Below are 23,642 nucleotides of genomic sequence, written 5' to 3'. Positions count from 1 at the left end.
CGCTACGGAACCCGACTTGCCGGGGGATGCGCCGCGCGGGAGATTCCCGCGCGGCGCGATCGTTTGCGCGCTTGATCCGACCCCGCTGGCAGAGGCTGATGGAACGCAGACGCATCGACGTACCGCCGCCGACGGTTCCCGGCTTCCGCCCCGTTCCGTTCACGGGGGTGATCTACGTGATGGCCGAGGCCACCAAGCGCGGCTACGCCTACGGCCACCCCGACTGGTGCAACCTGGGCCAGGGGCAGCCCGAGACCGGCCCCCTGCACGGCGCGCCCGACCGGCTGTGCGAGGTCGCCATCACCCCGGCGGACCAGGAGTACGCGCCGGTGCAGGGGATCCCGGAGCTGCGCGCCGCCGTGGCCGAGCTGTACAACCAGCTGTACCGGCAGGGAAAACCGGCGCAGTACACGGCCGACAACGTGTGCATCTGCGGCGGCGGGCGGATGTCGCTCACCCGCACCGTGGCGGCGCTGGGTGAGATCAACCTGGGGCACTTCCTCCCCGACTACACCGCGTACGAGGAGCTGCTCGACATCTTCCGCCTCTTCACCGCCATCCCCATCCTGCTGGAGGGGACGGACGGCTACCGCTTCGACGTGGGGCGGCTGGAGCGCGAGATCACCGGCCGCGGCCTTTCCGCCCTGCTCCTTTCCAACCCCGCCAACCCCACGGGGCGCACCATCCGCGGGCTGGAGCTGGCCGGCTGGGTGGAGGCGGCGCGGCGGCTGGACTGCACCCTGCTGCTGGACGAGTTCTACTCGCACTATGCCTGGAACGCCACGCCCGACGAGGAGGGGCTCGTCTCCGCCGCGCGCTTCGTGGAGGACGTGGACGCCGACCCGGTGGTGATCCTGGACGGGCTGACCAAGAACTGGCGCTACCCCGGCTGGCGGACTACCTGGGTGGTGGGGCCGCGCTCGGTGATCGATGCGGTGACCAGCTCCGGCTCGTTCCTGGACGGCGGCGGGAGCCGGCCGCTGCAGCGCGCCGCCATCCCCCTTCTGGACGCCGGGCACGTGCGCCGCGAGACGGCCGCGATCCGCGAGGCGTTCCTGCGCAAGCGCCGCATCCTGGTGGACGGGCTGCGCCAGGCGGGGATGCGGCTGGACCTGGAGCCCGAGGGCACCTTCTACGTCTGGGCCGACCTGTCCGGCCTCCCCGCCCCGCTGCGCGACGGGATGGACTTCTTCCGCGCGGCCATCGAGGAGAAGGTGATCTGCGTTCCCGGCGAGTTCTTCGACATCAACCCGGGAAAGCGGCGCAGCGGCCGGCCGTCGCGCTTCCGCAGCTACGCGCGCTTCTCCTTCGGCCCCGACGAGGCGGCCGTCACCGAGGGCGTGCGGCGGCTGGTGGAGATGGTGCGCCGCGCGCGCTGACCGGCGCCTGCCCGTCGGAAGATGCCGCCGCCGGGATGATGACGCGGCGCCGCGGCCGTATCTCCTCCGCCAACCCTAACCGAGGATTTCCATGAGCGAACGCGCGCTGGCGAACGCGGGTGTCCGGTTCCCGCCGCCCCTCCTGTTCGTCGCCGGGCTGGCGCTGGCGGCCCTCCTCGATCGCCTCCGGCCGGCCCCGCTCTGGCACGGCGGCGGCCGGCCGGTCGCGTTCCTCGTGGCCGCGGCGGTGCTGCTGGGCGCCGGCGCGGTGTGGATGGCGTGGGGGCTGATCACCTTCCGGCGCGCACGCACGGCGGTGATCCCCAACCGGCCGGCCTCGAGCCTGGTCACCGGCGGACCCTACCGGTTCGGACGGAACCCCATGTACCTGGGGATGACCACGGCGTACTGCGGGGCCACGCTGTGGCTGGACTCCGCGTGGGCGATCGTGATGCTCCCCATCGTGATCGACCTGCTCCACCGCCTCGTCATCCGCCGCGAAGAGGCGTACCTGGCCGATGCCTTCGGCGCGGAGTACGAGCGCTACCGCGGGCGCGTCGGCCGCTGGCTTTCCCTCTCCGCGCCACCGCCGCGGGCGCCGTAACGGCTGCCCGCCAAGACCGCATCTGGCAATCACCTGTGCATGACAAACGCATAGACGTCATCCTGAGTCGAACACCGCGCTTCGCGCGACCACGATGGATGAAAGGGGAGGCGTCCTCCAGAGCGGAACGGCTGCCGAGCCGAACAGCCTCGCGCAGTTTGCGAGGCTTCCCGTAGTTGTTGCTGCGACTTTAGTCGCCGGTGAGGGGCAAGGCCGCGAACTTTCTATTCAGGCCGGCCACACCGTCTTTGCCCAGCACGAGGGTTTGCAGGCCGAAGGATCTATAGGCGAGGTCGCACGTGCGCTGCCGGATTGCACGATCAATCCCCGAATTCGGTATAAGACCGCCTCGCCTTCACGAGGCGATCGTGACGGAAATTCTCGAGGGATATCCCGGCGGACGTGCTGAACGGCCACAGATCCTTCGGCCTGCAGCCGGTTGCGCGGAAGCAGGTTCCAGCGTGGCCGGCCTCAGGATGACGTCATACGGGGGTCCTGCGACGATTATTCATTCTGACGCGAGCTGCCCCTGCCGTTCAGAGAGTCGGGAAAGGGCGGCGGTGCACCATCTCCTTGTCCGATCACCCCGTGGACTTTACCGTAGGCTTCCGCAGGTTCTGTATCCCCCCACACGCGAGGTGAGTCATGCCCAAGTACTTGATCGAGCGCGAGATTCCCGGCGCCGGCGACCTTTCGCCCGAGCAGCTGCAGGCCATCTCGCAGACGTCGTGCGGCGTGCTGCAGGGGATGGGACCGCAGATCCAGTGGGTGCAGAGCTACGTGACGGGCGACAAGATCACCTGCGTCTACATCGCCCCGAACGAGGAGATGGTGCGGGAGCACGCGCGGCAGGGCGGCTTCCCGGCCAACCGCGTGTCCGAGATCCGCACGATCATCGATCCCACCACGGCGGAGCCGGCTCACGCGGCCGCCGCGGGCTCGTAGCCGCGGGACTCGGCTCCCGGGGACACCCGCACGGGCGACTGAAGTCGCAGCGTCGCAGCAACAACCACGGGAAGCCTCGCAAACCGCGCGAGGCTGTTCGGCCTGGAAGCCAGCTTCGGCTGCGGAGGACGGGCCTCCCTTTGCCGGTCGATTCATCGAAGGCGCACCCCGTCCACCCACGGCCGATGAGCGCGATGCTGCAGATGAAGAAGATCTACATCGCGGCGGCGGGCGTACGAGGGAGAGTCGTGACGTGACGCCCAACCAGCGGACGGTACGGAAGTACATGGACGCGTTCGGCCGGTCCGATCGCCCGGAGATCCTGTCGTGCCTGACCGGCGACGTGGAGTGGGTGATCCCCGGCCACGTGCACCTGCACGGCAAGGAAGCGTTCGACGGGGAGATCGAGAACCCCGCGTTCGCAGGGCGCCCCACGATCCACGTCACGCGGATGGTGGAGGAGGGCGACGTGGTCGTGGCGGAGGGCACCGTGCGCTGCGCGATGCGGGACGGGGGGATGCTGAACGCCGTGTTCTGCGACGTGTTCGTGATGCGGGACGCGCTGATCCGGCACCTGACGTCGTACGTGGTGCCGGTGCCGGAGTAGCGGCGGCGATGGGCACGCTGCGGCTCGTCGCCTGGGACGCCGCCTGGCCGGAGCGCTTCGCCGCGGAGGCGGCGCGGGTGCGCGGCGCGCTGGGCGAGCGGGCCGCGGCCATCGAGCACGTGGGGAGCACCGCCGTGCCGGGGCTGGCCGGGAAGCCGGTGCTGGACCTGGCCGTCGCGGTGGCCGGCGAGCCCGCCGCGGACGAGTGCATCGCGCCGCTGCAGGCGCTCGGCTACGAGTACCGCGGCGCGTACGGCGACGACCCTCGCCGCCGCTACTACGTGCGCGACGAGGACGGCCGCCGCGTGGCGCACATCCACCTCTACATCCTCCCCGCCCGCGCGTGGGACGAGAAGCTCGCCTTCCGCGACGCGCTGCGGGCGGACCCGGCGCTCGCCGCGGCCTACCAGGCCGAGAAGTGGCGGGTGGCCGAGGAGGTCGCCTGGGACAAGGCCGCGTACTCCGTGGCCAAGGGAGCGTTCGTCGAGGCCGTGCTCGCCCGGCTCCGCGCGGAGGGCCGGCTTGCTCCCGCGGCGCCCCGCTGACGCATTCCCGAACGGATCCGGAGGGTTGCGATGCGGCTCGAAGCCCGGACGCGCGCGGCGTTCCTCGCGCTGGTGACGGTGCAGGCGCTGCACTCGGCCGAGGAGTACGCCTTCCGGCTGTACGACGTGTTCCCGCCCGCGCGCTTCGTGAGCGGGCTGGTCTCCGGCGACCCGCAGCGCGGCTTCGCCATCTTCAACCTGGCGCTCGTCGCGTTCGGCTTCGGGTGCTGGCTGGTCCCGGTGCGCCGCGGCTGGCCCTCCGCCATCCCCCTGGCGTGGCTGTGGGTGGGGATCGAGATGCTGAACGGCGTCGGGCACCCGGCGTGGTCGCTCGCCCGCGGCGGCTACACGCCGGGGGTGGCGACGGCGCTGGTGCTGCTGCCGCTCGCGCTGCTGCTGGCGTGGCGCCTCGTCTCCGATCCGGTGACGTCCTCCCCGTCCACGAAGCGAACGTTGTGACTGCGGGCGAGATCGGCTAGAATCACTCCTCCCGGGTAAATCTCCACCTCCCGAAACCGAGGTTGCGCAATGAAGTACATCGTTCTGATCTACAACGACCCAGACCTGCTCGGCGCGGTGCCGCAGGGCGAGCAGGACGCCATGCTGCGCGGCTGCTTCGCGCACGTCGACCACCTGAGCCGCGACGGCCACCCGGTCGAGTCGCGCATGCTGGCCGAGGCGAACACGGCCAAGTCGATCCGCGTCCGCGACGGGCGGGTGACCACGGTGGACGGGCCGTTCGCGGAGGCCAAGGAGGTGCTCGGCGGCTTCAACCTGATCGAGGCCGAGAACATGGACGAGGCGGTGCGCATCGCCTCGGAGTTCCCGTGGGCGCGCACCGGGTGCGTGGAGGTGCGCGCGGTGCAGGACCTGGACGCGGTGCGCCAGCGCGTGGGCGCCCCGGCCGCGCCGGAGCGCGCGACGGCGGGCGCCGCGGCCTGACGGATCGCGGCTGAAGTCTCCGAGGCCGCGGCGCGGAAAGGGCCCGGCCTCGTCCCCGATCCCGGCGAAGCGCGCCTGCGGCTTTCCTGAGCGCAGGCGCGCTTCATCCCCCCCAACGCGGAGCGCCGCGATGAGCACTTCCGCTCCCCCGCGTGTCGATTGCGAGCAGAGCCACGCCGGCCTGGCCGTGGGTGACGTGCTCGCGGCCGCGGACTTCTATACCCGCAATCTCGGCTTCACCCTCGCGTTTACCTGGGGCGAGCCGCCCACGTTCGCGGGGGTGAAGCTGGACCGGGTGCAGATCTTTCTGCAGCAGGGCACGCCCAATCCCGACGGCAGCTCCGTCTACTTCATGGTGGGCGACGCGGACGCGCTGTTCGAGTTCCAGCGCGCCAACGGCGTCGACGTCGTCACCGAGCCGGGCGACCGCGAGTACGGCATCCGCGACTACACGGTGCGCGACCTGTACGGCTACGCTCTCACCTTCGGGCATCCCCTGTTCAACGACGGCCCGCCGATCCCCATCGAGCGGGTGGACGTGCCCGTGCGGCTGGAGAAGCGGCTGGCCGCGCTGCTGCAGGACCTGGCGCGGCACAAGCGGATGAGCGTGGACAGCTGCCTGGAGGAGATCCTGCTGCACACCAGCGAGCCGCTCGGCGACGGCGTGGCCAGCCCGCACACCCGCGGCCAGCTGGCGTACATCCAGGAGCTCAAGAAGAAGCACGGCATCGACTACGACTCGCACGGCAGCTACCGCTTCGTGGAGGAGTGACGGGCGATGTCCCGCGCCGGGCGATGTCCCCTGCCGGGCGATGTCCCCTGCCGGGCGATGTCCCGCGCCGGACGAGGGACGCCGCCCGGGATGGGTGTGGCCTGCATCGTTCGTCGCGGCTGAAGCTTCGGTGGGGCGGATGCGCTCTCGGGGTACGGGGCGTTTCCTCCGCACCGCGCCGCCCTCTCCCCGCGCCTTAGAGCGCTCGCCCTCTCCCGTACCGGGCGAGGGGGGCTGTCCGGCATCGGCGCGGCCTGCAACCTCTGGCCGTGCCGATGCTTCGGCGTGGCGGTGGCGCGTCCCCCACGCTGAGTTCTCCCCTCCCCTGCGGAGCGGGGGAGGGGGCCAGCCGGGCGGGCAGGATGCAGTCATTCAGCGCAGATCTCGTCAAGCTACCTCTCCCGGTACGGGAGAGGTGGACGGCCTAAGCCGGCCGGAGAGGGCGCGATGTAGCGGAACCAAGCCGCCGCCAGTCGCCCGCGCTCCCCCTCTTGAATCACCCTTGAATACCCGCCCCACTTGCACCCATTGACCTGCCTGTTATCTTGGAGACGTCGATAGGGTAGGGGGGTATCCTAAATCTCTGGATCGGGGACGATGGAGACGCAGAACGAAGAGCGCCACGCCACACACGTGGAGCCCGAGCTGAAGGAGCAGGCGCTCGCGCGGCTGAAGAAGATCGAGGGGCAGATCCGCGGCCTGCAGCGGATGGTGGAGGACGAGCGCTACTGCGGCGAGGTGCTGGTGCAGGTGGCCTCGGTGCACGAGGCGCTGCGCGGCGTGGGCAAGCTGCTGATGCGCAACCACCTGTCGCACTGCATCGCCGGCGCGCTGAACTCCGGCGACGAGCGCGACCGCGAGCAGGCGTACACCGAGGTGCTGGACCTGATGTACAAGCACGCCCGCTGAAGGAGGGGCGACCGATGGATACGAAGACGAAGGCGATCGACCCCGTGTGCGGCATGACGGTAGATCCCGAGACGGCCGCGGGACATAGCGACTTCGGCGGCCGGACGTACTGGTTCTGCTCCACCGGCTGCAAGCGCGCGTTCGATGCCGATCCCGCGAAGTACAGCGACGGCAGGGGACAGGGAACAGCGCACGCTCAGCCGCTGGTGCAGCTGGGGATGGGCGGCGCGCGGAAGACGGAGCCCGCGGCGGAGCGTCCGGCCACGCAGCCGGTCGTGCAGCTCTCCATGGGCCGGCCGAAGGTGGCGGAGCCCGCGGCGGTGGACGGACCCGCGGAGCGTATCGACCTGCCCATCACGGGAATGAGCTGCGCGGCGTGCGCGCGCCGCATCGAGGCCGGGCTGGGGAAGGCGCCGGGGGTGCGCCGCGCGGGCGTCAACCTCGCCACTTCGCGCGCCACGGTGGAGTACGATCCCGAGCGGACCGGCGTGCGCGACCTGATGCGCGTCGTGGAGGACGTCGGCTACGGCACCGCGGGGACGGCGCGCGCCGACTTCGTGGTGGACGACTCCGCGCGCCCGGCCGGCTCGTCGCAGCCGCTGGAGAAGCATCTGCGGCGGGTGCGCGGCGTGGTGGCGGCGGACTTCAACCTCTCCACCATGGAGGTGCGCGTCGAGTACCTCCCCGGCGCGGCGGACGTGCCCGCGCTGCGCCACGCCATCGAGGAGCTGGGCTACGTGGTCCGCGACGTTCCCGGCGGCCAGGGCGCGGCGGGCGTGGAGGATTCGCTGGAGGCGGCGCACGCGGCCGAGTACGCGGAGCTGCGCCGCAAGTTCTGGATCGCCGCCATCCTCGCCCTTCCCGTGCTGGTGATGGCGATGAGCCACGGGCGCGTCCGCTGGCTGGAGTTCCCCGGCGCGGTGTGGGTGCAGCTCGCGCTCACCACACCGGTCGTGCTGTACTGCGGCGCGCAGTTCTTCCGCGGCGCGTGGGCGGCCTTCCGGCACCGCGCGGCGGACATGAACACGCTCATCGCCGTCGGCACCGGCACGGCGTACGTGTACTCGCTCGCCGCGACCTTCTTCCCCCGCTTCTTCCTCGCCGCCCACAACGGGATGGGGGGGATGGAGATGCGGCCGCCGGTCTACTACGAGGCCGCCGCCGTCATCACCGCGCTGCTGCTGATGGGGCGGATGCTGGAGTCGCGGGCGAAGGGGCGCACGTCCGACGCCATCCGCCGGCTGATGGGTCTGCAGGCGAAGACCGCGCGCGTCGTCCGGGGCGGCGCGGAAACCGACATCCCCGTCGAGGAGGTCGTCGCCGGCGACGTGGTCATCGTCCGCCCGGGCGAGAAGATCCCCGTGGACGGCGTGGTGACGGAGGGCGCCTCGGCGGTGGACGAGTCGATGCTCACCGGCGAGAGCATCCCCGCCGAGAAGGCGGCGGGCGACGAGGTGTTCGGCGCCACCATCAACCGCACCGGCTCGTTCCGCTTCCGCGCGACCAAGGTGGGAAAGGACACGGCGCTGCAGCAGATCGTCCGCCTGGTGCAGGACGCGCAGGGGCAGAAGGCGCCCATCGCGCGGCTGGCGGACGTCATCAGCGGCATCTTCACCCCGGTGGTCATCTGCATCGCCATCGCCACCTTCGTGGCCTGGTTCGTGGCGGCGCCGCCGGAAACGCGCTTCACCCTGGCGCTGGTGAACTTCGTCTCCGTGCTCATCATCGCCTGCCCCTGCGCGCTGGGGCTCGCCACGCCGACCGCGATCATGGTGGGCACCGGCAAGGGCGCGGAGAACGGTGTGCTGATCAAGGGCGGCGAGAGCCTGGAGACGGCGCACCGGCTGGACACCATCGTCCTGGACAAGACGGGGACGCTCACCGCCGGCCGCCCCGAGCTGACCGACGTGGTCCCCGCCGACGGCTTCGCGGAGGACGAGCTGCTGCGCATCGTGGCTAGCGCCGAGCGCGGGAGCGAGCACCCCGTCGGCGAGGCCGTCGTCCGCGGCGCGCAGTCGCGCGGCATCGCGCTCGCCGACGCGACCGGCTTCCGCGCGGAGGCGGGGCACGGCATCGAGGCCACGGTGGAGGGGCGCGCCGTCCTGGTCGGCAACGCGCGGCTGCTGCGCGGGCGGGGGATCGAGATCGGCGACGCGGAGGAGCGCGCGTCGACGCTGGCGGAAGCCGGGAAGACGCCGACCTTCGCGGCGGTCGGCGGGCGCTACGCGGGGATCGTGGCCGTCGCGGACACGCTGAAGCCGGAGTCGGCCGAGGCGGTGCGGGCGCTCAAGGGGATGGGGCTGCAGGTGGTGATGATCACCGGGGACAACCGCCGCACCGCCGATGCCGTCGCCCGGCAGGCGGGGATCGAGCGCGTGCTGGCCGAGGTGCTGCCCGACGGCAAGGCGCGCGAGGTGAAGCGGCTGCAGGACGAGGAGCATCGCCGCGTGGCGATGGTGGGCGACGGGATCAACGACGCCCCGGCGCTGGCGCAGGCCGACGTGGGCATCGCCATCGGCACGGGGACCGACGTGGCCATCGAGGCCAGCGACGTCACCCTCATCCGCGGCGACCTGCGCGGCGTGGTGACCGCCATCGCCCTCTCCCGCGCCACCATCCGCACGGTCAGGCAGAACCTGTTCTGGGCGTTCGTCTACAACGTGATCGGCATCCCCATCGCCGCCGGCGCGCTGTATCCGCTCACCGGCTGGCTGCTGAGCCCGGTCATCGCCAGCGCCGCGATGTCGCTCTCCAGCGTCAGCGTGGTCACCAACTCGCTGCGGCTGCGGCGCTTCCGGCCGCCCGCCGCGTGAACGGCGGAGGCGCGGGGGGAAATTCATCTCCCCCCGCGCCTCCAAGCGATGCTACGACCTGCGCGTCAGGCGTTCACGATCGCCACCGGCAGGGTGGGAATCGTGTAGATGTACGTGGGATCGTAGTTCCAGTCCGCCAGGTGGCCGCCGTCGCCGCCGGAGGGGTTGAAGGCGCGGCTCACGGCGGTGAGCGAGAAGCTGTACGCGCCCTGCAGCGCGGCGCCGGGGAGCGCGAACTCGGCCGTCTGGATCACACTGTTGTCCGACGGGTTCTCGTACCAGTGCTGCGCGGTGTCGAGCGGCGAGATCAGCGAGAACGTTCCCCCGCCGCACCCGCCGCCGCCCACCGACACCGAGCGCAGGTGCTCGGCCTGCACGGTGTAGCTCACGCGGAACTCCAGGTTGGCCGGAACGCCGTTCACCACCGGGCGGGTGATGACGGGGCAGATGAGCTCCACCGGCGCGCTCCAGGCGCCGCCCGCCACGCGCCACCGCAGCTCGGTGAACTGCGCGGGGTTGGGCGCCGAGTTGTCGATGCGGAAGGCGGTGGGCGTGCCCGCCGACGAGGCGATCGGGTTCTTCGCGCCGTCCGCCACCTCCAGGCGCACGCCGTAGACGCCGTTCTGGAAGGCGCCGGTGTTCCACTCCAGCAGCAGGTTGGGCGGGAACCACCCGTCGCCGGTGGGGATCACCGGGTACCAGCCGTTGCCGTCGGCCACGGGCCAGTGCACCTGCAGCGCGTTGCCCACCACGCGGTACAGCGGCCAGGTGATGCCGGTGAAGGGCACCCACGGCCCCGCGTGGTTCACCTGGTAGAGGAGGCGGTAGAACTGCGCCCCCTGAACGTGGCTGCACCCGTACAGCTGCAGCGTGCCGCCGAACGGCGCCTCCGACAGCGGGTTGGGAAGCGGGTCCGCGAAGTCGCCCGACGGGTGGGGGCGGTTCGGGCGCCGCGCGAAGCCGGTGGCGCCGTCGTAGTACGGGTCCTCGGGGCTGGCCGGGTTCACCAGCGGCAGCAGCCCGGCGAACTGGATGGCGGGCGTGTCCTGGCAGGTGACCTCGGGCGTCTCGCACCCGCTGCCGGCGACGGCGATCTGCGAGGCGTACAGCGTCACCGGCGGGATGGCGCCCGAGTTCCAGCGGACGTCGAAGTAGCCCTCGGAGTAGATGGTCTCCTGGTCGCCGTCGCCGTCCACGTCCTGCGTGACGCGGAAGGTGATGTCGGGAACGTCGAAGATCACCTGCCACTCGGGGAAGAGCACCCAGCGGCAGCGCAGGAAGGGGCCGATGTAGCGCTGCGGATCGAAGGTCGACACGTGGTCGGGCTTCAGCCGCAGCTGGCTGGCCAGGTCCAGCGTGGCGAAGCCGTGCGACTCCTTCCCGTAGACCTCGCGCTCGACGCCCACGTCGTCGGTCTGCGCCACGGCCCTGCGCATGGCGCGCACGGTGGAGCGCGGAAGCGGCGGCGGCACGGGGCGGGTGAAGGCGGGCTGGTCCAGCAGCTGCCCCGCGGCGCGCGTGGACGCGCCGGCGCCCGCGCCCTGGTGCGCGGCGATGCGCCCGGCCACGGCGTGCCCCAGCACCTCCTGCGCGCGGCGCAGCGCCATCCCGCCGTCCTCCAGCAGGAGCGGGCCGGGGTCGGGCTCGGGGCGCGGCGGGCGGTGCGGCTCCACCTGCAGGCCGTCCAGCGCGTGCAGCAGGTCGCGCACGGTGGGGCGCACGAAGATGTCGGGGAAGCAGATGCGCTCGGCGCGCCAGCGCACGATCCAGTCGATCTCCCAGCGCGGGATGTTCACGCAGAAGTTGCCGCAGGCGTCGGTCACCGCCGTGGCGATCTCCTCGCGGTGGCAGTACAGCGGGAAGTGCCATCCCCACGGCGAGCTGCGGGGGAAGTACGAGACCAGGCCGCAGTCGGTGTCCTCCACGTGCACGGTGGCGAAGGGAACGGGGCGCTCCTCGCCGGTGGCCGGGTCCTTCTTCACCACCCGCCCGCAGACGCGGCGGAAGAAGAAGAGCTCGGGGTCGATCTCCCACTTGAACCGGTCCGACAGGTCGGCCACCGTGTTCCCCGCCAGCTCCTTGGCGGAGATGCCGCTGATGGCGGAGAGACGCCGGGCCTGCAGCTCGCCCAGCGGCCGCTTGTCGGGCGCGTGGCGGTGTTCGGTGAAGAGGTTGCGGATGTCCATGAAGTCCTCCGGTTGGAAGGGGCCGCGCGCCCGGGAAGAGCCGCGGTGGATGCGGAAGGAGAGGAGATGGCAGCCAGCGGCGAGGCCGCCGGCGCGCGCTCGGCTGAGGGCAGGGCTGCCGCGAGCGCGGTGGAGGGGGGTGGCAAGCGATGTTCCGGATGCCGCCCGGCGCGCCGGATCTGCCGCAAGTGCCTTGCAGAGGGGGTTTTGGGGAGATGGAGGGAAGTTGGCCGAAAGGTGCGCGGCCGTAGACGGGACGTCCCAGTTGTACCAGCGGTGTCGCACTTTTGAATGTTTTTTCCGCCTGCTACGGATGAAGGGAGATGCAAGCGATGGATACGACGGAAATCGCGGTGATCGCCGGCGGTGTGGCCGCGATCGTGGCCGTGCTGTGGTACTTCTTCGGCGAGCGGCAGGGGGTGGCCGCGACGACCACGGAGGCGGGGGTGCAGGAGGTGAGGATCACCGTGAAGGGCGGATACAGCCCCGACGTGGTGGTGGTGAAGCAGGGGCGCCCCGTGCGCCTGGACTTCTACCGCGACGAGACGGCCAGCTGCAGCGAGCAGGTCGTCTTCGGTGATTTCGGCATCGCCCGCGACCTCCCCGCGTTCCGTACCACGCCGGTGGAGTTCACGCCCCAGAAGCCCGGCGAGTTCACCTGGACCTGCGGGATGAACATGCTGCGCGGGAAGCTGGTGGTGGAGCCGGCTTGATACTACTCCGAACAAGTGACCGCGATGGGATCCCGCAGGTTTGCGTGGGGGAAAAATGCCACTGAAGTGGCGGCTACAACGGCACGCAGTCCGCCTTCGCGGACTCCATCCCGGTGCATGCGGCGCCACCGGTGCGTGACACGAACGCGGTGGATGAACGAACGGCGGCCGGGCGAATGCCCGGCCGCCGTTTGTCGTGATCGCGATTCACCAGCACCTGCGCCGCGCGGCAATGCCTCCGAATGCGCGGATGTGGAGTCCGCGAAGGCGGACTGCGTGCCGTTGTAGCCGCGAGTTCACTCGCATTTTGGGATCTTTCGGATCCCGCACCCGGCCGGTCCTGCGTCCCCCTCTCGCCTCAATCCCCCGCCATCTCCGCCATCCCCGCGACGGTCCGCACGCCCTTCGTTCGCGGCTGAGCCGGCTCGCTCACCGCCTTCGCGGCGCCGCGGAAGCGGTAGGCGAGCAGGCGCAGGCCCACGCTGACCACGAAGATGGTGCCGCCCTCGTGCGCGACCACGCCCAGCGGCAGCGGAATGCGCCCGAAGAGCGAGAGCGTGCCGACGATCACGATCACCCCCATCGCGAAGGTGAGGTTGAAGCGGATCGTTCCCGCGGCCTTCCGCGCCAGCCCCACCGCCCCGTCGATGCGCGACAGGTCGCTCTTCATCAGCACCAGGTCGGCGCTCTCCAGCGACACGTCGCTCCCCGACCCCATCGCGACGCCCAGGTCGGCGGCGGCGAGCGCGGGGGCGTCGTTCACGCCGTCGCCCACCATCGCCACGCGCCCCTCGCGGCGCAGGGTGGAGATGGCGTCCAGCTTGTGCTCCGGCAGCAGCTCCGCCATCACCTCGCCGATCCCCAGCTCCGCCGCGACGTGACGGGCTACGGCCTCGCGGTCGCCGGTGAGCATCACCACGCGCAGGCCGCGGGCGCGGAGCGCGCGCACCGCCGCGGCCGCCTCCGCGCGCGGCGTGTCGGCGACGCCCAGAAGGCCGACCACGCGCGCGCCGCGGCCGACCAGCACCGTCGTGATCCCCTCGTCCTCCAACCGGGCCAGCCGCCGCTCGGCATCCGCCGCCAGCGCGGCGCCCTCGGCGGCGGCCATGCGCCGGCTCCCCGCCCACACCGTCTCCCCCTCCAGCCGCCCGCGGATCCCCTGCCCGCGCACCGCGGCCACGTCGTCCAGCACGGGCGCATCTCCCGTCCACCCGCCCACGATGGCGCGGGCCACGGGGTGTTCGCTGTGGCGCTCCAGCCCGGCGGCCAGCGCCCGCAGCCCGTCTTCCCCTCCTTCGACGGGGATCGCCTCGACCAGGCGCATCCGCCCCTCGGTCAGCGTCCCCGTCTTGTCGAACGCCACGATGCGGGCGGCGGCCAGCGCCTCCAGCGCCGCGCCGCTCTTGAAGAGCGCGCCGTTGCGGGCGCCCGCCGCCATCGCCGCGAGCACGGCGGCCGGCGTGCTGATCACCACCGCGCAGGGGCTGGCCACCACCAGGAAGGTCATCGCCCGGTACCACGCCCCCGCCGTATCGACGCCGCCGGCGAGGTGCAGGGCCAGGAAGACGACGGGGACGGAGAGGAGGACGGCGATGGTGTACGGCCCCTCGAAGCGCGCCGCGAACTCCTCGGTGGGCCCGCGCGCGGCCTGCGCCTGCTCGACCAGGCGGACCAGCCGCGCGAGCGCGCTCTCCGACGCCGGCCGCTCGATGCGGGCGCGCACCACGCCCTCGCCGTTCAGCGTGCCGCCGAACACGCGGTCGCCCGGCGCCTTGTCGACGGGAACGGACTCGCCGGTGAGCGCGCTCTCGTCGGCCGAGGTGTAGCCGTCCGCCAGCGCCGCGTCGGCCGGGAAGCGCTCGCCGGGGCGCACGAGCACCAGGTGCCCCGGCGCCAGCGCCTCCAGCGGCACCCAGCGCTCGCATCCGTCCTCGCCGATCACCGTGGCCCCGGCAGGGTGCAGCTTCATCAGCGCGCGGATGGCGTTCTTCGTCCGGTCGAAGGCCCACCCCTGCAGCGCGTTGGAGAGCGAGAAGAGGAAGAGGAGGATGGCCCCGTCGCCCGCCTGACCGACGGACGCGGCGCCGAGCGCGGCCACCACCATCAGCAGGTCCACGTTCAGCTTGCGCTCGCCCACCAGCTCGTCGAACGCCGCCCTGGCCGAGGGCACGCCGCCGGAGAGGAAGGCCAGGCCGAAGAACGCCCAGTGCAGCCACGGGTGCCCCACGCCCTGCGCGGTGAACCCCGCCAGCACGCCGAAAAGCGTGACGCCCGCCAGCACGAACCCGCGCACCACGCGGTCGCTCCACCACCCCATCGGCCCGCCGCCGCCGTCCGGCTCGTCCATCCCGTTCCCCCGCGAAGAAGTGAGCGATCCCGCTAACAATAATGATTATCGATAGTGAGGCAATGCTCACGGTCCCTCGTCCATGCTCGCGGCCACTGACGCGCCGGGCGAGCGGGTGATCTCCACGCCGATGTGGGGATGAGTCCGGACGGATGAGAGAGACTGCCGGCCGACGCGGCCAGCCGGAAAAGGCGAATTGCGGCCGGGCCGGATCAAACGTTTCATTGACCGCTCCGTCCTGCCTCCTTAGCGTGCGCGAAGTGTTTCATACTTCATTTCTCTTTCGCGGAGGTATCCATGGAAGTCGCGACGGTCACCCGGGACGAGTTCGGAGGGCTCCCCGAGCCGCTGGTTCTCGCGCAGAAGTCCATCCACCTGCCCGAGGTCCAGGAGATGCTGAAGCGCCTTTCGGCGTACAACCTGGGCATCTGCATGCCGCACATGCACAACGACGAGACCGGCGGCTTCGAGGCGCTGCCGGACGACGTGGTGCAGGTGGAGGATGCGATGAAGGTCACGTTCCAGCCCCGCGCGCCCGCCTCGGCCGAGGAGTTCTTCCTCCCCGTGGGGTGGGTGTGGCGCGAGGGCGCGCGCGGCGTGGAGGAGATGTGCGCCGCGAAGTGCATCACGCGGCCGCCCGACACCATGCACTACAGCGACGGCAAGCGCGACTGAGCCGGCCGCGAAGCGAGAAACCGCACGGGCGGATGCCATCCGCCCGTGCGGCTTTTTCGCGTCCGGCGCCGAAGCCTCTGCGGAGAGAGGTCACGTCGCGGCGAGGATCACGGATAGGCGCAGACGTCGTCCAGCCAGAACTCCTGTCCGCCCACGATCAGCGACTTCACGGGGCCGCCGGAAAGCGTCACGGTGCCCTGCACGCCGCCGGGCACCCCCGCCCATACCGCCGCCGCGTTCACGCCGCCGATGGGCGTGGGCGGGGGCGTGAGCAGCGTCACCACCAGCGGCGAGCCGTTCACCGACAGGTTCTCGTAGCCGCCCAGGTGCAGGAAGTGGAACGTCACCTTGGTGGGGATGAAAGGCAGCCCCGTGAAGTTGAAGCCCGCGTTGATGTTGTTGGTGTGCCCCGTGTTCCCCGCGGCCAGCGTGAACGCCGCCGGCGCCGGCTCGATGCGCATCCAGTTGAAGCTGAACGCCCCGGTGCTCTGCAGGAACTTGTGGACCGAGACCGGGATCCCGTTCTCCACCCACACCACCGAGCCGGGCACGGTACCCACCGGCGCGCCGAAGAGGGCGCCCACCGGCGGCACGTTGAAGTTCACGCAGATCGGGGCGGCCGCCGCGGCGACCGCGCGCGCCGGCGCCGCGTCCGCGCCGGTGAGCGGCAGGTCCGCGCGCCCGCACGCGGCGAGCGAGGCGGCGGCGAGCATGGACAGCGAGAGGGTTCGTGCGCGCATGCGTTCCTCCGGTAGGAGAGGGTGGAACATCGCGGCCGGAGGGAAGCGGCCGCGCGGGGGAGTGCTTCTCCCGCGCCGCATCATGCGTGCCGTCAGGGCGCATTAGGTGCGATCCGCATCTGTCGCCGAACCCCGCTTCCGATGTCCCGCATCGCCTGCCAAGCCTGAAATCTCTTTCCTGTATGTAGATAATCAAGGTAGATACTGCGTCATGGGCACGGGCACCGTGGAGAGTCGCGCCTGCATGCGCATCTGCAGATTATGTCGTTAGCAGAAGATTCTGCCGCGTACGTCATCTCGCCGGCACGATGGGGTGAAGGGACGATACGCCGCATCGGGCACACTCCTCGCGGCGGATGACTTCCCCTGCGCCGGAGCGCCCGCCGTGCTCCCCACGCCGATCCGATCATCCCATCGCGTTTCCATCGCCCGCCACGGGAGTTCATCCGATGAGCACCGAAGCCGAAGCCGGCGCGGACCAGGCCGCCTCCGCCGCCCCGCCGCCGCACCCCTCCGCGCGCGAGGGGATGGGCGCCGTCCCGTACGCGGACGAGGGCGGCGGCGCGGGCGTGGCGTTCCGCGTCTGGGCGCCGCACGCGGACGGCGTCTCCGTCTCCGGCTCGTTCAACGGCAACGACCCCGGCGCCACCCCGCTCGCCCCGGAAGGCGACGGCTACTGGTCCGCCGACGTCTCCGGCGCGGGGCCGGGCGACGAGTACAAGTTCGCCATCCACGCCGGCGGCGAGACCACGCTGAAGCGCGACCCCTACGTGGCCGACATCGGGCTCACCGACCGCAGGTGCGTGGTGTACGATCCCGGCGCGTTCGACTGGGGAAGCGAGCCGTGGTTCACCCCCGCGTGGAACGAGCTGGTGATCTACGAGCTGCACGTGGGCACCTTCAACGACCCCCGGGCGGGCGGCGCGGCGGGGACCTTCGACAGCGTGCGCGCGCGGCTGCCGTACCTGCGCGACCTGGGCGCCAACTGCATCGAGCTGATGCCGTCGGTGGAGTTCGCGGGCGACTTCAGCTGGGGCTACAACCCCGGCGACATCTTCGCCATCGAGAGCGTGTACGGCGGCCCCGACGCGCTGAAGCGGCTGGTCCGCGCGGCGCACGAGCACGGCATCGCCGTCATCTTCGACGTGGTCTACAACCACTTCGGGCCCGGCGACCTGGACCTGTGGCGCTTCGACGGGTGGGCGCCGGCCGAGGGAAAGGGCGGCATCTACTTCTACAACGACGAGCGCTCCAGCACGCCGTGGGGCGACACGCGGCCGGACTACGGGCGCCCCGAGGTGCGCCGCTTCATCCGCGACAACGCGCTGCGCTGGCTGGAGGAGTTCCGCTTCGACGGGCTGCGCTGGGACGCCACCGCGTACATCCGCAACCTGCACGGCAACAACGACAGCCCCGCCAGCGACATCGCCGACGGGTGGAGGCTGATGCAGGAGATCAATGCCGAGACGGACGCGCGGCAGGGGTGGAAGCTGCACATCGCCGAGGACCTGCGCGGCAACGGCTGGGTGGTGCGCGCGCCGGAGCTGGGCGGCGCGGGGTTCGACACGCAGTGGGAGAGCGAGTTCGTGCACCCGGTGCGCCGCGCCGTCATCCAGCAGCACGACTGGCAGCGCAGCATGGACGAGGTGCGGAGGGCGATCGAGAACCGCTACGAGGGCGACGCCTTCAAGCGCGTCATCTACACCGAAAGCCACGACGAGGTGGCCAACGGGCACGCGCGGGTGCCCGAGGAGATCTGGCCGGGGAGCGCCGGAAGCTGGTACTCGCGGAAGCGGTCCACGCTGGCGGCGGCGCTCGTGTTCACCGCGCCGGGGATCCCCATGATCTTCCAGGGGCAGGAGATCCTGGAGGACCGCTGGTTCGCCGACGGCGACCCCATCGACTGGACGAAGCTGGAGACCTTCGCCGGGATCCACCGCCTGTACGGCGACCTGATGAAGCTGCGGCGCGACTGGTGGGACACCACGCGCGGCCTGCGCGGCCAGAACGTGCACGTGCACCACGTGAACGACGCCGACAAGGTCATCGCCTTCCACCGCTGGTCCAGCGGTGGGCCGGGGGACGACGTGGTGGTGGTGCTGAACTTCGCCGACCGCTCGTACGACGGCTACTGGCTGGGGATGCCGCGCGGCGGCGAGTGGAAGGTGCGCTTCAACAGCGACTGGACCGGCTACGGCGAGGACTTCCTCGGCACGCCCAGCAACGACACCCGGGCGGATGGCGCTCCGATGCACGGCATGCCCCACAGCGCCGCCGTCGGCATGGGACCGTACACAGCGGTGATCCTATCGCAGGACGAGTAGAAACGGAAACGGCGGAACGGCAGGGGTTCGGCGTGTTGGGCGCCGGGTGCGCGTCCGCAGGCCCTCGCGCCGCCCTCACCCCGCGCCGGAGGGCGCGACCCTCTCCCGTCCCGGGAGAGGGTGGCTATCCAGCATCCTCCCGCTCCCGCAACTCCTTAGCACGCAAGCGCTTGTGGGATCGCATAGATGCCGGTCCAGCTACCTCTCCCGGTACGGGAGAGGTGGACGGCCTTGGCCGGCCAGAGAGGGCGCGATGCGGCGGCAACGAGGCAAAGCCAATCCTCACGATGAGGCCTCCGCCTTCGCCTCCACCGGCAGCGTCACGGTGAAGGTGCTCCCCTGCCCCGGCTCGCTGCGCACCGCGATCTCGCCGCCCAGCAGCCGCACGAAGTCGCGCGAGAGGGCCAGGCCCAGCCCCGTTCCCCCTTCCCGGCGCGTCGTGGAGGGGTCCACCTGGAAGAAGGGCTCGAAGACGCGCGCCTGGTTCTCGGCGCTGATGCCGGGGCCGGTGTCCGTGACCTCGATCGTCGCGCGATCGCCCTCGCGGCGGGCGCGGACTGTGACGGCGCCGCGCTCGGTGAACTTGATCGCGTTCCCCAGCAGGTTGGTCAGCACCTGCCGCAGCAGCCCGCGGTCGGCCACGATCCGCCCCGCGCCCTCCGCCTCGATCTCCAGCGCCAGCTTCCTGGCGTCCGCCGCGCCGCGCATGGCCTCGCCGACGGACTCCACCAGCTCGCCCAGGTCGAACACCTCGGGCTGGGCGCGGCGGGTGCCCGCCTCCACGCGGGCCAGGTCCAGCACGCTGTCGATCAATTCCATCAGGTGGCGCCGCGAAACCTTCATGCGGCGGAGCGCGTCGCGCTGCAGCTCGGTCAGCGGACCGTAGATCCCTTCCTCCATCAGCCCCGCGTACCCTTCCAGCGCGTTCAGCGGCGTGCGCAGCTCGTGGCTCATCATGGCCAGGAACTCGCTCTTGGCGCGGCTGGCCGACTGCGCGCCCGCGTACAGCCGCGCGTTGCGCACCGCGAGCGCCGCCTGGTCGGCCAGCAGGGACACCACGCGCAGCGCCTCGCTTCCCAGCGGGCCGCGCTCGGGGCCGTTCACCACCGCCAAAATCCCCACCACCTCCTCGCCGCCGATGCGCATGGGCACCAGCACCGCGTGCTCGGCACCCACCGAGGCCAGCATCGCGCGGCTCGGCATCTCCTCCGGCAGCGCGGACACCGTAGTGGCGAGCGGCTCGCCCGCGGCGGCCACCGCCCACGTCACCGACACCCCGGCGGGCACGCTCACCCCGGCCAGCGGCGCCATCATCCCCACCGCCGCCATCACCTGCGTGCGCTCGCGGTTCTCGCCGGTGTACATGGTCAGCGCCGCGCCGTCGGCCCCGCTCAGCTCCCGCGCCGCCCCGGCGATGCGGTGCATCACCTCCCCCGGGTCCAGCGTGGACGTCAGCGCCTCGGCGGCGGCCAGGAGCGCGCGGTTCTCCTCGCCCCGGCGCCGCTCCTCGTCGTGCAGCCGCGCGTTGTGGATGGCCAGCGCCGCCGTGTCGGCCAGCCCCTCCAGCAGCCGCACGTCCTCGCCGGTGAACGGCGTCCCCCGGTCCACCACGGCAAGGACGCCCACCGGCGCGCCGAAGGCCCGCAGCGGCGCGACCGCCAGGTTGCGCAGCCCGCGCTCGCGCGCCACGGCCCGCATCGGGCTGGTCTCCGGGAGCTGCTCCAGGTCGTTGAACACCCGCGTACCGCCGCCGGAAAGCACCTCGCCCAGCACCATCCCCCGCGTGGCGAACACCCGCCCGTCCAGGTCGGCCAGCGCGCCCAGCGCGGGCGAGAGGCGCACCGTCTCCGCGCCGTGGGGAACGGCGAGCACCGCCGCGCGCGAGCCCAGCAGCTCCATGGCCGAGTGCGCCGCCAGGTCCAGCACGCGCCCGGGCTCCAGCTCGCTCACCAGCACCCGCCCGATCTCTCGCAGCGCCCGGCTCTCCTCGGCCCGCAGCGCCGTCTCGGAGGCGGCGTCCTCGGCCTCGCGGGTGCGCTCCAGCAGCGCTCGCTCCAGCGCCAGCCGGTCGGTCAGGTCGTAGAACACGGCCAGCGCACGGTCCACCCGCCCGGCGGCGTCGCGCAGCGGCACGCTGCTCACGCTCACGGTGCGCTCGCCGCCGTCGGCCGGCCGCAGCACGATCTCCACGTCGCGCGCGGGCTCGCCGCGCAGCGCCCGGGTGAGCGGGAGCTCGCCGGCGGGAAACGGCTCGCCGGTAAGGCGGAAGGTCTGCCAGCGCGCGGGGTACTCGACCAGCTCCCCGGCCGCCAGCTCGTCGGCCGGGCGCCCGCCCAGCGCCACCCCGGCGGGGTTGATGTAGGTGATGCGCCCCGTCGGCGCCTGGGCCACGATCACGCCCACGGGAAGGGTGTCGAGCACGTCGTACAGCGCCTTGCGCTCGGCCTCGGCGGCGCGGCGCCCCAGCACCTGCTCGGTGATCTCGACCACCAGCAGGAGAAGGTAGCGCGGCTTCTCGTCCGGCGCCGGGGCCAGCGGCTGCAGCGTCCAGCGGAAGAAGGTGGGCCCGCGCTCGAAGCCGGCGAACTCGAACTCGCTGATCTCGAACGGCTCGCCGCTGTCGCGCACCCCGCGGAAGATCTCGCCGATCCCCAAGGCCTCGAAGTCGGGGATGAACTCGTCCACGCGGTGGCCGATGATGGCGCCGGGGACGCGCCACGGCCCTTCCAGGAACTGGTGGTAGAAGGCGTTGGCCTCGCGCGCGGTGAAGGTCGCGGCCTCGAGCAGCACCATCCCCACGGGCGCGCCGGAGATGATGGCGGCCAGGCGCGCCTCGCGCTCCTCCAGCGACGCGCCGGCCTCGCGGAAGCGGCGCTCGGCGGCCTCGAGCTGCGCCTGCGCGGTCACGTTGCGCACGCGCACGCGCAGCTCGCCGGACTGCAGCGGCTCGGCCTCGACCTCCCACACGCGCCCGCGCCCGCGCTCGCCGTCCACGCGGAAGCAGACGGCGGCGCCGGTTTCCATGGCGTGGCGCAGCGTGCCGGCCGCGTCGCTGTGCTCCCAGCCGGGAAGCGCGTCCCAGAGCGTGGCCACCCGGTCCTCGCGGCCGATAAGCCGCAGGATGTCGAGCATCGACGCGTTCATGTAGCGGATGCGCCAGCTGGGCGAGAGCACGGCGATGCCGTCGCGCGCGCCGCCGAAGCTCGCCTCGTGCTCGCCGCGCCGCGCTTCGGGACTGGGGGTCACGGGGTGGATCGGGATGCCTGGGGACCGGGATCGGTTGCGGGTGCCGGATGATCGCGCACGGGCAGGGTTGGCGGCAAGAACGCGGCCATGTGGGGAGTACGAAAGTGCGAAAGTGCGAAAGTGCGGGAGTGCGGAAGTGCGGATGCGAGATGCCATCGGCGCGAGGCTCCGGCATTGTTGGATCTCACGCGGAGACGCGGAGACGCAGAGAACTCAACGCGGGCACGAACTCTTCCGCGTCTCCGCGTCTCCGCGTGAGATTCGGGAGAAACGGGGGAGGCACTTGCGCTCGGCCACGCGCCGCCGTTTCGTACTTCCGTACTCTCGTACTTTCGTACGTCCGTACTTCCCTTCCGATGAACGGCCTCCGCATCTCCCGCCCGCCGGACACCGCCGCAGTGCAGCATCCCGCCGATCCCGCGGGGCTGGGCTCGGGCGCCACCTTCGTCTCCGCCGGGGTGTCGGACTTCGCGCGCTGGTTCGCGCCGCTGAAGCCGGAGCTCGCGCGCTGGCGCTGGGTGCTGCACGCGGAGCCGGGCGTCTTCCGCTTTCCCGACGACTGGTACCGCGACTGGGACGAGGCGGCCGGCGCCTTCGCCAGCCTCGAGCTGCGCGCGGCCGCGCGGCTGGTGCTGGACGAGCGCGACGATTGGCGGCTGGTCGACGGGCGATACCTCGAACGCGTCGCCAACACACTGCTGGACGACTGGGCCGACTTCTTCGCGCTGAGCGAACCGGCGGACCGGCTGGACGGCTTCCTCGAGCGCTGGTGGGCCGCGGACACGCCCGAGGCCGCGCACGCGCTGATCGAGGAGACCTGCGCGCTCCACTTCTCCTGCGTCGACGGCGCCGTCTGGGAGGTGCACGCCGCCGACGACAAGGTGCTGGACGCCGTCCGCGGGCACGCCGCCGCCCTTCCCGGCGTCACGGTGACGGACAGCACCTTGATGCAGAGCCTGCGGAGGTACGAGCCGCACGGCTGATCTCCATCTTCTCCCCCGGTCCCGTGACGCGCTCGTTTCGCCGCGGAGAGGCAGTCGTCCTCACCTCGCCACTTGTCAGCATCCTCGGAAAACCTTGTCGCGCTTGACTGAAGTGCGCTTTCCGGGTAGAATCAAGTGATCAGCCTGAACGATTTCACGACTCGCCCGAATCACCTCATGCGCCTCACTCCTCCGCTGTCACGCCAGGGCATCGCCGAGGTCGTCGCGGAGCTCTCCGCCCCGCCTTCCGACACCCCGGAACGGAGAGCCACCTTCGCGCGAGCCCGCGCCGCGTCGTTCCTGGTGCGGCAGACATGGGTCCAGGTGATGAACCGCAGGCTGTAGCTCGCTTCCCCCGCACCGCTCGCGAACGCAGGAACCTCCGAGCCTCCCGCACCTTTCACTTCCGAAACCCGTGGCCGCCTCTCCCCGTACGGGCACGCCGAGGTGCAGGACCTACCACGTCGAGGACGAACGAGATGATGATCCAACGCGAAGCGCATTCACCGGGCGTGCTCGTCCGTGACTTTCTGCTGTTCGGGCTGAAGCTGCTGATCGACAGCCTGAAGGACATCCTGCTGGTGCAGGTCGCCATCCTGGCCTTCTGCGTCGACATGATCTTCATGCTGCTGGCGGGGTCGCGGCGCAGCTTCTTCTACACGGTGCTGGAGCTGGGCGAGCGCTTCGACCTGTGGCTGAACCTGTACGCCCCCGCCCGGGGCGCGGGCGACAACCCCGACGGCCTGTTCGGCGAGAGCCGCGCGGGCGACGCCACCTTCCTGGGCGAGATGGAGGAGCTGGCGCGCCGCGGCCCCGAGCCGCCCATCCGCCCCGCCGCGACCGGCATCCGCCGCTGACCACCCGCGGGGGATGAAGAGCAAAGGGGAGGCGCCCGGCCGCGGGCGCCTCCCC

20 protein-coding genes are annotated in these 23,642 nt (G+C 71.6%); 16 read left to right on the top strand and 4 right to left on the bottom strand.

Translation table 11 applies throughout. From position 1 onward, the window contains the following. The first annotated feature begins 98 nt into the window (after window positions 1-98). The 10 genes from VLK66_RS08315 to VLK66_RS08270 all read left to right on the top strand — a co-directional run bounded on the left by VLK66_RS08315 (window position 99) and on the right by VLK66_RS08270 (window position 9,516). Window positions 99-1,379 (top strand): pyridoxal phosphate-dependent aminotransferase, encoded by a 1,281-nt coding sequence (locus VLK66_RS08315; RefSeq protein ID WP_325308928.1) that lies wholly within the window; start codon window positions 99-101, stop codon window positions 1,377-1,379. Window positions 1,380-1,470: 91 nt separating this feature from the next. Beyond that, complete coding sequence (locus VLK66_RS08310; RefSeq protein WP_325308927.1) at window positions 1,471-1,983, top strand: isoprenylcysteine carboxylmethyltransferase family protein; 513 nt, start codon at window positions 1,471-1,473, stop codon at window positions 1,981-1,983. A gap of 645 nt (window positions 1,984-2,628) precedes the next feature. Beyond that, window positions 2,629-2,928: a DUF4242 domain-containing protein gene (locus VLK66_RS08305; protein ID WP_325308926.1), complete on the top strand. Its 300-nt coding sequence runs from the start codon at window positions 2,629-2,631 to the stop codon at window positions 2,926-2,928. Window positions 2,929-3,181: 253 nt separating this feature from the next. Then, window positions 3,182-3,535, top strand: a complete 354-nt coding sequence (locus VLK66_RS08300) for a nuclear transport factor 2 family protein (RefSeq protein ID WP_325308925.1) — start codon at window positions 3,182-3,184, stop codon at window positions 3,533-3,535. An 8-nt stretch (window positions 3,536-3,543) separates the two neighbouring features. Continuing rightward, on the top strand, window positions 3,544-4,080 hold the full coding sequence (locus VLK66_RS08295) for a GrpB family protein (protein ID WP_325308924.1): 537 nt from the start codon (window positions 3,544-3,546) through the stop codon (window positions 4,078-4,080). A gap of 30 nt (window positions 4,081-4,110) precedes the next feature. Continuing rightward, a complete protein-coding gene (locus tag VLK66_RS08290; protein ID WP_325308923.1) occupies window positions 4,111-4,539 on the top strand; it encodes an HXXEE domain-containing protein in 429 nt (142 codons plus the stop codon). Between the two features lie 69 nt (window positions 4,540-4,608). Continuing rightward, window positions 4,609-5,022 carry a YciI family protein gene (locus VLK66_RS08285; RefSeq protein ID WP_325308922.1) on the top strand — a complete coding sequence of 138 codons (414 nt, stop codon included), beginning with the start codon at window positions 4,609-4,611 and terminating at the stop codon, window positions 5,020-5,022. A gap of 130 nt (window positions 5,023-5,152) precedes the next feature. Beyond that, window positions 5,153-5,794 (top strand): VOC family protein, encoded by a 642-nt coding sequence (locus VLK66_RS08280; protein ID WP_325308921.1) that lies wholly within the window; start codon window positions 5,153-5,155, stop codon window positions 5,792-5,794. Between the two features lie 597 nt (window positions 5,795-6,391). Continuing rightward, window positions 6,392-6,703 (top strand): metal-sensitive transcriptional regulator, encoded by a 312-nt coding sequence (locus tag VLK66_RS08275; RefSeq protein ID WP_325308920.1) that lies wholly within the window; start codon window positions 6,392-6,394, stop codon window positions 6,701-6,703. 14 nt (window positions 6,704-6,717) lie between these two features. Continuing rightward, the gene (locus VLK66_RS08270; RefSeq protein WP_325308919.1) at window positions 6,718-9,516 is read left to right on the top strand and encodes a heavy metal translocating P-type ATPase; all 2,799 of its coding nucleotides are present in this window, start codon (window positions 6,718-6,720) and stop codon (window positions 9,514-9,516) included. A 65-nt stretch (window positions 9,517-9,581) separates the two neighbouring features. Here the strand turns inward: VLK66_RS08270 and VLK66_RS08265 are convergent, their stop codons facing one another. Then, complete coding sequence (locus VLK66_RS08265; protein WP_325308918.1) at window positions 9,582-11,702, bottom strand: hypothetical protein; 2,121 nt, start codon at window positions 11,700-11,702, stop codon at window positions 9,582-9,584. 332 nt (window positions 11,703-12,034) lie between these two features. On the opposite strand from VLK66_RS08265, the gene VLK66_RS08260 reads away from it, so the two are divergent. Then, window positions 12,035-12,415 (top strand): cupredoxin domain-containing protein, encoded by a 381-nt coding sequence (locus VLK66_RS08260; RefSeq protein ID WP_325308917.1) that lies wholly within the window; start codon window positions 12,035-12,037, stop codon window positions 12,413-12,415. Window positions 12,416-12,773: 358 nt separating this feature from the next. Here the strand turns inward: VLK66_RS08260 and VLK66_RS08255 are convergent, their stop codons facing one another. Further along, the gene (locus VLK66_RS08255; RefSeq protein ID WP_325308916.1) at window positions 12,774-14,762 is read right to left on the bottom strand and encodes a heavy metal translocating P-type ATPase; all 1,989 of its coding nucleotides are present in this window, start codon (window positions 14,760-14,762) and stop codon (window positions 12,774-12,776) included. A gap of 297 nt (window positions 14,763-15,059) precedes the next feature. Between VLK66_RS08255 and VLK66_RS08250 the strand changes: the two genes are divergently transcribed. Continuing rightward, window positions 15,060-15,437, top strand: coding sequence for a hypothetical protein (locus tag VLK66_RS08250; protein ID WP_325308915.1), 378 nt, complete (start codon window positions 15,060-15,062; stop codon window positions 15,435-15,437). A gap of 107 nt (window positions 15,438-15,544) precedes the next feature. Here VLK66_RS08250 and VLK66_RS08245 read toward each other — a convergent pair whose 3' ends face one another. Further along, on the bottom strand, window positions 15,545-16,177 hold the full coding sequence (locus tag VLK66_RS08245) for a hypothetical protein (protein WP_325308914.1): 633 nt from the start codon (window positions 16,175-16,177) through the stop codon (window positions 15,545-15,547). A 449-nt stretch (window positions 16,178-16,626) separates the two neighbouring features. Here VLK66_RS08245 and VLK66_RS08240 point away from each other — a divergent pair, with 449 nt between their 5' ends. Next, window positions 16,627-18,501: an alpha-amylase family glycosyl hydrolase gene (locus tag VLK66_RS08240; RefSeq protein WP_325308913.1), complete on the top strand. Its 1,875-nt coding sequence runs from the start codon at window positions 16,627-16,629 to the stop codon at window positions 18,499-18,501. A 282-nt stretch (window positions 18,502-18,783) separates the two neighbouring features. On the opposite strand, the gene VLK66_RS08235 is transcribed toward VLK66_RS08240, so the two are convergent. Next, window positions 18,784-21,747, bottom strand: coding sequence for an ATP-binding protein (locus VLK66_RS08235; protein ID WP_325308912.1), 2,964 nt, complete (start codon window positions 21,745-21,747; stop codon window positions 18,784-18,786). Between the two features lie 398 nt (window positions 21,748-22,145). On the opposite strand from VLK66_RS08235, the gene VLK66_RS08230 reads away from it, so the two are divergent. From VLK66_RS08230 to VLK66_RS08220, 3 genes are all read left to right on the top strand, one after another. After that, window positions 22,146-22,730, top strand: coding sequence for a hypothetical protein (locus VLK66_RS08230; RefSeq protein ID WP_325308911.1), 585 nt, complete (start codon window positions 22,146-22,148; stop codon window positions 22,728-22,730). 135 nt (window positions 22,731-22,865) lie between these two features. After that, the gene (locus VLK66_RS08225) at window positions 22,866-23,075 is read left to right on the top strand and encodes a hypothetical protein (RefSeq protein ID WP_325308910.1); all 210 of its coding nucleotides are present in this window, start codon (window positions 22,866-22,868) and stop codon (window positions 23,073-23,075) included. Between the two features lie 134 nt (window positions 23,076-23,209). Next, entirely contained in the window at window positions 23,210-23,587 is a 378-nt protein-coding gene (locus tag VLK66_RS08220; RefSeq protein WP_325308909.1) for a hypothetical protein, read from the top strand. The last annotated feature ends 55 nt before the right edge of the window (window positions 23,588-23,642 follow it).

This window comes from Longimicrobium sp. (genome assembly GCF_035474595.1).
GTDB lineage: Bacteria > Gemmatimonadota > Gemmatimonadetes > Longimicrobiales > Longimicrobiaceae > Longimicrobium.
This window is presented reverse-complemented; position numbering and strand designations above follow the sequence as displayed.